We start from the raw sequence: 7,899 nt of genomic DNA, 5'->3' as shown, positions 1-7,899 counted from the left end.
TTCCAGGCCGAGCCCTTCCTCGCCTCCGGCACCATGGCCGCGATGGACGCCGACGTGCGCGCCGCCATCTGCAGCCCTTGCATCCGCTCGCATAGGCCTGGGCATAGACGTGCTTGAACGCCTCGAAGGTGATGTCGGCGGGCAGGTTGATGGTCTTGGAGATCGAGCTGTCGATCCATTTCTGCGCGGCGGCCTGCATGCGGACATGCTCGGCCGGCGCCAGCGTCTGGGCATCGACGAAATGCGCCGGCAGGGGGGCATCGCCAAAGCGCGCGCGCCACTGGGCGACGGCGTAGTCGACCACCTCCTCCTCGGTGCGGGTGCCGTCCTTCTGCAACACCTTGCGGGTATAGGCGTGGGCAAAGATCGGCTCGATGCCCGAGCTGACGTTGCCGGCATAGAGGCTGATGGTCCCGGTGGGCGCGATGGAGGTCAGCAGCGCGTTGCGGATGCCGTGGCTGCGGATGGCGGCGCGCACGTCGGCGTCCATCGCGGCCATGGTGCCGGAGGCGAGGAAGGGCTCGGCCTGGAACAGCGGGAAGGGGCCGCGCTCGCGCGCCAGGTCCACGCTGGCCAGATACGCGGCGCGCGCCAGCCGGTGCAGCCAGGCGTCGAGCCGCGCCGCCGCCGCCTCGGAGCCGTAGCGCAGGCCGATCATCGCCAGCGCGTCCGCAAGGCCCGTGACGCCCAGCCCGATGCGGCGCTTGGCGCGGGCTTCCTCGGCCTGGCTGGGCAGGGGGAAGCGGCTTGCGTCCACGACGTTGTCCATCATCCGCACGGCGACGGCGACCAGATCCTCCAGCGCGGCCTCGTCCAGACGCGCTTCGGGGGTGAACGGGTCCACCACCAGCCGCGCGAGGTTGATGGAGCCCAGCAGGCACGCGCCGTAGGGGGGCAGGGGCTGTTCGCCGCAGGGGTTGGTGGCCGCGATCGTCTCGGCATACCTCAGGTTGTTCATCGCGTTGATGCGGTCTATGAAGATCACGCCCGGTTCGGCATAGTCGTAGGTGGCGCGCATGATCCGGTCCCACAGGTCGCGCGCGTCCACGGTGCGGTGCACGGTGCCGTCGAACACCAGGTCCCACGGCGTGCCGGCCGCCACCGCGGCCATGAAATCATCCGTCACCAGCACCGACAGGTTGAAGTTGCGCAGCCGGGCGGCGTCCTGCTTGGCGGTGATGAAGTCCTCGATGTCGGGGTGGTCGCAGCGCAGCGTGGCCATCATCGCGCCACGGCGCGCGCCCGCCGACATGATCGTGCGGCACATCGCGTCCCACACATCCATGAACGACAAGGGGCCGGAGGCGTCGGCGGCCACCCCGTGCACCGGCGCCCCACGCGGCCGGATTGTGGAAAAGTCGTAGCCGATGCCGCCGCCCTGCTGCATGGTCAGCGCGGCCTCGCGCAGCGCATCGAAGATGCCGGCCATGCTGTCGGGCACGGTGCCCATGACGAAGCAGTTGAACAGCGTGACGCTGCGCCCGGTGCCCGCGCCCGACAGGATGCGGCCGGCCGGCAGGAAGCGGAAATCGCGCAGCGCGTCGAAGAAGCGGTCCTCCCAGGCGGCGGGATCGGCCTCGGGGGCGGCCAGCGCGCGGGCGACGCGGCGCCAGCTGTCCTGGACGGTGCGGTCGATGGGGGTGCCATCGGCATCCTTCAGCCGGTACTTCATGTCCCAGATGGTTTCCGAGATGGGGGCGGCAAAGGGGCTCATGGCGGGGCCTTTCGGAGCAGGGGCGCGGGCGCGGACGCTAGCTGCGCCACCGGGACGGGTCAACTTGAACCCGGCGCCGGGACCGCTAGACTGAGGCAAGAACTGGGGGGCGTGCATGGCCGACACCGTACATATTGTGAAACTCTGCGTGGGCGCGGATGGGGTGGACGATCTGTCCCGGTGGCAGGCGCGCCCCGAGGCCAAGGGCCCCGACGGGCGCCCGTGGCACGTCACGCGCATGTGGCCCAGGCGCGCGGCCGAGGTGCTGGCGGGCGGGTCGCTCTATTGGGTGTTTCGCGGCGTGATCCTGGCGCGCCAGCGGATCGTGCGGCTGGAGGAGCTGCGCGGCGGCGACGGGGTGCTGCGCTGCGGGCTGGTCCTCGACCCTGCCATCGTGCGCACCGAGGCCGCGCCGCGCCGCCCGTTCCAGGGGTGGCGGTACCTCGACCCGGCCGACGCACCGCGCGACCTTGCCGCGGGGGCCGAGGCGGTGGCTCTGCCGCCCGAGCTGGCGGCGGCGCTGGCCGATCTGGGCGTCCGCTGAGGCGCCAGGGACGCGGGGGCGCTCAGTCCCGCGGCGGGCGGGCGGCGCGGCTGGCCTCGAAGCGGGCACGCAGGCGGTTGTGCCGCCGGGTCTGATAGGCGCGGATCAACGGCAGGCTGGCGAAATACACCCCCACCCCCGAGACCACGCCCAGCACCATGCCCCCCAGCAGGTACGGCAGGAACACCCGGTTGAAGAACAGCCGCAGCCGCAGCCAGTTGGGCGCCTCGCCCGCCACGAGGGCATAGAGGTTGGTCCACAGCTCGGCCCAGGCATAGCCGAAGGCCGCCATCACCTGGGGGAAATGCAGCCCGCCGCCCAGGCCCAGCATCCAGCTGCCCAGCTGGACCGACGTCTCCACGATCAGCGGAAACGTCAGCGGATTGCCCAGAAAGGTCCCCAGCAGCGCCGCCAGGATGTTGCCCCCCAGCAGCCGCGCCCCCAGCGCCGCGATCACGAAGTGAAGCCCGAACAGCGGCGTGCACGAGGCGAACATCCCCGCCGCGATGCCGCGCGCGATGCGCCTGGGGGTGTCGGGCAGGCGCGACAGGCGGTGCCCCATGTAGCTGGCGGCGCGGCGCCACCCGCCGCGGGGATAGACCACCTCCAGGGCCACCCTGACCCAGCTGCGCTTGGTGCGTCGCTTGAACACGGGGCCCCTCCGGCCGGCGTCAGGGCTTGCGCGCCGCGTCTCGGTGGCGCGACAGCTGCGCGACGTCGCTTTCGGCCTCGAGGGCGGTCATGATCATGTGCAGGTGTTCCACGTCGCGCAGTTCCACCTCGACGATCAGACGGTAATAGTCCGGCTTGCGGTCCACGAAGACCAGATCCGAGATATTGGCCTTCTGCTCGCCGATCAAGGTGCAGATGCGCGCCAGCACGCCGGTGTCGTTGGCGATGGTCATCTCCAGCCGCACGGCATGGGCGGCGGGGTGCTGCCCGTCGTGCCAGCGCAGGTCGATCCAGCGGTCGGGCTGTTCCTCGTATTCGGCCAGCACGGCGCAGTCGATGGCGTGCGCGATGATGCCCCGCCCGCGATAGGTGATGCCGACGATACGCTCGCCCGGGACCGGCTGGCAGCAGGCGGCGCGGGCAAAGGGGGTGCCGTCGGGAAGGCCGACGACGGGGCGGGTGGCGTCGACCTCCTCGCCGCCGCGGGCGGCCAGCTCGGGGTACAGGGTTTCCACCACGCGCCGCGCCGTCACCTCGGCGCTGCCGAGGCGGGCCAGCAGTTCCACTCGGTCCTTGATCCCCATCTGGCGCGCCGCCGTCACCAGCGCCTTGTCGCTGACCTTGCGGCCGACATGCTCGAACGCCACGCGTGCGAGTTCCTGGCCCAGCTTGACGAAGCGGTCGCGGTCCTCCTCGCGCAAGCTCCGGCGGATGGCGGCCTTGGCGCGGCCCGTGACCGCGATGTCGATCCAGCTGGCCTGCGGGCGCTGGCCCTCGGCGGTGATGATCTCCACGCTCTGGCCATTCTTCAGCCGCGTCCACAGCGGCACCCGCAGCCCGTCCACCCGTGCCGACACGCAGCCGTTGCCGATGCGGGTGTGGATGGCATAGGCGAAATCCAGCGGCGTGGCGCCTTTCGGCAGCTGCACCACATCGCCCTTGGGGGTGAAGCAGAACACCTGGTCGGAGTACATCTCCAGCTTGACGTGCTCGAGGAACTCGTCGTGGTCGCCCTCCTCGAAGCGCTCGGTCAGGGTGGAGATCCACTTGGCCGGGTCCACGGCAAAGCGATTCGTCACCCGCGCCCCGTCGCGATAGGCCCAGTGCGCGGCGACCCCGGCCTCGGCGACCTCGTGCATCTCGCGGGTGCGGATCTGCACCTCCACGCGCTTGCCGTCGCGCCCCGACACCGTGGTGTGGATCGACCGATACCCGTTGGATTTCGGCTGGCTGATGTAGTCCTTGAACCGCCCCGGCACCGCGCGCCAGCGCTGGTGGATCGCGCCCAGGATGCGGTAGCAGTCGGCCTCGGTCCCGCAGATCACGCGAAAGCCGTAGATGTCCGACAGCCGCGAGAACGACAGCTCCTTGGCCTGCATCTTGCGCCAGACGGAATAGGGCTTCTTGGCGCGGCCGTGGACTTCGGCGGTGATGCCGACCTTCTCCAGCTCCAGCTTGATGTCGGCGGAGATGCGCTGGACCACGTCCCCGGCCTCGCGCTGCAGCGTCAGGAAGCGGCGGATGATGGAATTGCGCGCCTCGGGGTTGAGGACGCGGAAGGCCAGGTCCTCCAGCTCCTCGCGCATCCACTGCATGCCCATGCGACCGGCAAGGGGGGCATAGATGTCCATCGTCTCGCGCGCCTTGCGCACCTGCTTGTCGGGGCGCAGCGACTTGATGGTGCGCATGTTGTGCAGCCGGTCCGACAGCTTGACCAGGATCACCCGCAGATCCCGGCTCATGGCGATCAGCAGCTTGCGGAAGTTCTCGGCCTGCTTGGCCTCGGTCGAGGTCAGCTCCAGGTTGGTCAGCTTGGTGACCCCGTCCACCAGCCCGGCGATTTCCTCGCCGAACTGGATCGACACCTCGTCGAAGGTGGATTTCGTATCCTCGATGGTGTCGTGCAGCAGTGCGGTGACGATGGTGGCATCGTCCAGCCGCATCTCGGTCAGGATGGCGGCGACGGCCACGGGATGGGTGAAATACGGCTCGCCGGAATGGCGGGTCTGGCCGGCGTGCATGCGCCGGCCGTAGTCATAGGCCCGCCGGATCAGCTCCGAGTCGCTGCGCGGATTGTAGGCCCGCACCAGCGCCACGAGATCCTCCACCGGGATCATCACGTCGTGGCCGGGGGATGCGGCCGCACGGGGGGCGGGCCGGTCGTTCAGGCCGGCTGGGGCGCCGGAGGGGCTCACCCCTGCCCCTGCGCCTCCATGAGGGCGCGCAGCAGGCGCTCCTCGTCCATGTCGTCGGCGGGCTCGGCCGGGCGGTCGCGCTCCACACCCATCAGGAGGGCCATCTGGTCCTCTTCGGGCTCGTCGACCTCGATCTGGGTCTGGAAGCTTTCGACCAGACGCTCGCGCAGGGCGTCGGCGCCCTGGGTTTCCTCGGCGATTTCGCGCAGGGCCACGACGGGGTTCTTGTCGTTGTCGCGGTCGATGGACAACGCGCCGCCGGCGGCGATCTCGCGCGCGCGGTGCGCGGCGAGCATCACGAGCTCGAACCGATTCGGAACCTTGTCGACGCAATCCTCGACTGTGACGCGGGCCATGGGCAGTGCTCCCGTTCTGCGGGCTGGATAAGGGGCGACAGATAGACCCTGCGCGGCGCCGATGCAAGCGCCGCGGCGGCCGTGCGGGGCGTCACTCGGCGGCCAGCGGCACCTCGGGCACGTCGTCGATGGCGGCGATCTCGGCCACCACCCCGCGCAGCAGGCGTTGCAGCGTCGCAAAGGCCGGCAGCGGGGCCACCCGCCCCTCGTCCATGTACAGGCCGCGGTCGATCTCCACCTGCACGACGTGGATGCCCTCGGCTGGGCGGCCGTAATGTTCGGCCATGTAGGCGCCGGCAAAGGGGGTGTTGCGCACCACCCGCAGCCCGGCCCGGGCGAAGGCCGCCTCCACCCGGTCGACCACGTCGGGCCCGGCGGAGTTGCCGAAGCGGTCGCCCAGCACCACCTGCGGCAATCCCCGCGCGCCGCGCAGGCTCATGGAGATCGCCTCGCGCGGCATGGAGTGGCAGTCGATCAGGATCGCGCGCCCGAAGCGGGCCCGGATATCCTCCAGCACCGCGCGCAGCCCGTCGTGGTAGGGGCGCCAGGTGGTGTCGATGCGCGCCTGCGCCTCGGCCATGCTGAGCCGCCCGCGATAGATCGCCCGACCGCCCGCGACCACCCGCGGCACCACGCCCAGCCCCGCGCTGATCCGTGGCGACGGGACGCCGCGCGTCACCCCCTCGATCAGCAGCGGGTCGAGTTCCTCGGGGCTGCGGTTGAGGTCGAGCCACGCGCGCGGCAGCCGCGCCGTCAGCAGCGTGGCCCCCAGCTGCGGCGCGCAGCCGAACAGCCGGTCCACGAACGCGTCCTCGGACGACCGCAGCGCCAGCGGGTCCAGCGCGGTGCGCATCAGGAACTCGGGGCGGTAGTCGCGGCCGCTGTGGGGCGAGGCGAAAACCACGCTCGACCGCAGGACGGCGGGACGCAACAGATCATAGACGCAGCCGGACATCGCAACTCCTTCACCCCGATGGTATAGCGCGTTCCCGCGCGCCGCCAGCGGCCATCGTGCCGCGCGACACGGGGATGGCGAATGGGTGCGCAAAGCCCTTGAAGCCCGCCGCCAACCTCTGTATGTGCCACGCGACCGAAGCGGGCCTGCAGGCGCGCCGTCGGGGGCGCGTAGCTCAGCGGTAGAGCACTACGTTGACATCGTAGGGGTCACTGGTTCGATCCCAGTCGTGCCCACCATTCACCGCCCCGGGATTGCCCGGGGCATGCACAGAACCCGGCGCCTGCGCGCCGCGACCGAGACCGCGAAGGAGAGACCCATGAAGGTCCGCAATTCGATTCGGTCCCTCAAGCAGCGCCACCGCGATTGCCGCGTCGTGCGCCGCAAGGGCCGAGTTTACGTCATCAACAAGACCCAGCGGAAGTTCAAGGCGCGCCAGGGCTGAGGCCCGCGCCCAGACCCGCCCGCCACATTGCCAGAAGGCCGCCGCATCGCCGGCGGCCTTTTGCGTGTCGGGCCGGGAGGTGCGGCTTTTCCACAACTTTCGCGGGCGCGGCGGCTTTACACAGCATCCCTCTTGGCGCACGATATCTGGTAGGGGCAGGTCGGATGGACGCCGATCCTTGCCGCCCACCCGACCCCTAGTGGTCCGCGCCCGGGGCCGCCGTCCACGGGGTCGCGCAGCGAGAGGACAGACCATGTCGCTTTCCGAACCGACCTTTCCCGCCGATGACATCCATCCCATCGACATCGTGGAAACCCTGGCCGAGCACCGCGCCTGGGAATTCGATCGCGTTGGCGACGACCGGATCGCCATGGCCGTGGAGGGGCAGTGGCGCACCTACTCCCTGACGCTGGCCTGGTCGCCCGGTGACGAGATGCTGCGGCTGGTCTGCACCTTCGAACTGGCCCCGCCCGAGGATCGTCAGGCCGCGCTGATGGACATCCTCAATCGCATCAACGACCGGGTCTGGGCCGGGGCCTTCACGCTGTGGCCCGACGAGGGGTTGATGGTGTGGCGCCACGGCCTGCTGCTCAGCGGGGGGCAGGTGCCGGCGCCGGAACAGATCGACCGGATGATCTCGGCCGCGGTCTCGGCCTGCGAGCGGTATTACCCCGCCCTGCAACTGGTGTGCTGGGCCGGAACCCCCCCGCAGGAGGCGCTGGGCATCGCCATCGCCGAGGCCTATGGCCGCGCCTGAGGGGGCGGCCTGCAATGGATTGTGACGGAGGACACATGGGGTTCGGCGAGATCGACCGCCGCGGCATCGTCATCGTGGGATGCGGCAAGATGGGCTCGGCGCTGCTGGCGGGCTGGCTGGCGGGGGGGCTGGCGCCCGGCCGCGTCTGGGTGCAGGAGCCGCGGCCCTCGGACTGGCTGGCCGCGCAGGGGGTGCAGCTGAACGCAGCCCTGCCGGACGACCCGGCGGTGGTTCTGGTGGCGGTCAAGCCGCAGATGATGG

General features: G+C 70.5%; 9 protein-coding genes and 1 tRNA gene. 5 read left to right on the top strand and 5 right to left on the bottom strand.

Going from position 1 to position 7,899, the window contains the following annotated elements:
• The coding region (locus CCR87_RS05065) for an adenosylcobalamin-dependent ribonucleoside-diphosphate reductase (RefSeq protein ID WP_201156475.1) at positions 1 to 1,714 on the bottom strand (1,714 nt) is incomplete at its 3' end.
• 115 nt (positions 1,715 to 1,829) lie between these two features.
• Between CCR87_RS05065 and CCR87_RS05060 the strand changes: the two genes are divergently transcribed.
• Entirely contained in the window at positions 1,830 to 2,258 is a 429-nt protein-coding gene (locus tag CCR87_RS05060) for a DUF1489 family protein (protein ID WP_201156474.1), read from the top strand.
• A 22-nt stretch (positions 2,259 to 2,280) separates the two neighbouring features.
• Here the strand turns inward: CCR87_RS05060 and CCR87_RS05055 are convergent, their stop codons facing one another.
• The 4 genes from CCR87_RS05055 to CCR87_RS05040 form a co-directional block, all read right to left on the bottom strand.
• Positions 2,281 to 2,910, bottom strand: a complete 630-nt coding sequence (locus CCR87_RS05055) for a DUF2062 domain-containing protein (RefSeq protein ID WP_338048878.1) — start codon at positions 2,908 to 2,910, stop codon at positions 2,281 to 2,283.
• Between the two features lie 19 nt (positions 2,911 to 2,929).
• Positions 2,930 to 5,047, bottom strand: a complete 2,118-nt coding sequence (locus CCR87_RS05050) for a RelA/SpoT family protein (RefSeq protein ID WP_201156476.1) — start codon at positions 5,045 to 5,047, stop codon at positions 2,930 to 2,932.
• A gap of 74 nt (positions 5,048 to 5,121) precedes the next feature.
• On the bottom strand, positions 5,122 to 5,481 hold the full coding sequence (rpoZ, locus tag CCR87_RS05045) for a DNA-directed RNA polymerase subunit omega (protein ID WP_201156473.1): 360 nt from the start codon (positions 5,479 to 5,481) through the stop codon (positions 5,122 to 5,124).
• 91 nt (positions 5,482 to 5,572) lie between these two features.
• The gene (locus tag CCR87_RS05040) at positions 5,573 to 6,436 is read right to left on the bottom strand and encodes an N-formylglutamate amidohydrolase (protein ID WP_201156472.1); all 864 of its coding nucleotides are present in this window, start codon (positions 6,434 to 6,436) and stop codon (positions 5,573 to 5,575) included.
• A 164-nt stretch (positions 6,437 to 6,600) separates the two neighbouring features.
• Between CCR87_RS05040 and CCR87_RS05035 the strand changes: the two genes are divergently transcribed.
• From CCR87_RS05035 to CCR87_RS05020, 4 genes are all read left to right on the top strand, one after another.
• Positions 6,601 to 6,675: transfer RNA gene (locus CCR87_RS05035), tRNA-Val, on the top strand.
• A gap of 80 nt (positions 6,676 to 6,755) precedes the next feature.
• The gene (gene ykgO / locus CCR87_RS05030; RefSeq protein ID WP_201156471.1) at positions 6,756 to 6,881 is read left to right on the top strand and encodes a type B 50S ribosomal protein L36; all 126 of its coding nucleotides are present in this window, start codon (positions 6,756 to 6,758) and stop codon (positions 6,879 to 6,881) included.
• Between the two features lie 253 nt (positions 6,882 to 7,134).
• Complete coding sequence (locus CCR87_RS05025; RefSeq protein WP_201156470.1) at positions 7,135 to 7,638, top strand: type III secretion system chaperone family protein; 504 nt, start codon at positions 7,135 to 7,137, stop codon at positions 7,636 to 7,638.
• Between the two features lie 35 nt (positions 7,639 to 7,673).
• Positions 7,674 to 7,899: NAD(P)-binding domain-containing protein (locus CCR87_RS05020; RefSeq protein ID WP_201156469.1), on the top strand; the 226-nt coding region annotated here is incomplete at its 3' end.

The organism is Rhodobaculum claviforme (assembly GCF_016653255.1).
In the GTDB taxonomy this organism is placed as follows: Bacteria; Pseudomonadota; Alphaproteobacteria; order Rhodobacterales; family Rhodobacteraceae; genus Rhodobaculum; species Rhodobaculum claviforme.
The sequence above is the reverse complement of the archived record's forward strand: the minus strand, read 5'-3'. Positions and strand labels throughout refer to the sequence as shown.

Excerpts from the sequence above, each read along its gene's own strand:
- CCR87_RS05040 (WP_201156472.1), bottom strand. The coding sequence starts at position 6,436 with ATGTCCGGCTGCGTCTATGATCTGTTGCGTCCCGCCGTCCTGCGGTCG.
- rpoZ (WP_201156473.1), bottom strand. The coding sequence starts at position 5,481 with ATGGCCCGCGTCACAGTCGAGGATTGCGTCGACAAGGTTCCGAATCGG.
- CCR87_RS05025 (WP_201156470.1), top strand. The coding sequence starts at position 7,135 with ATGTCGCTTTCCGAACCGACCTTTCCCGCCGATGACATCCATCCCATC.
- ykgO (WP_201156471.1), top strand. The coding sequence starts at position 6,756 with ATGAAGGTCCGCAATTCGATTCGGTCCCTCAAGCAGCGCCACCGCGAT.
- CCR87_RS05050 (WP_201156476.1), bottom strand. The coding sequence starts at position 5,047 with ATGATCCCGGTGGAGGATCTCGTGGCGCTGGTGCGGGCCTACAATCCG.
- CCR87_RS05060 (WP_201156474.1), top strand. The coding sequence starts at position 1,830 with ATGGCCGACACCGTACATATTGTGAAACTCTGCGTGGGCGCGGATGGG.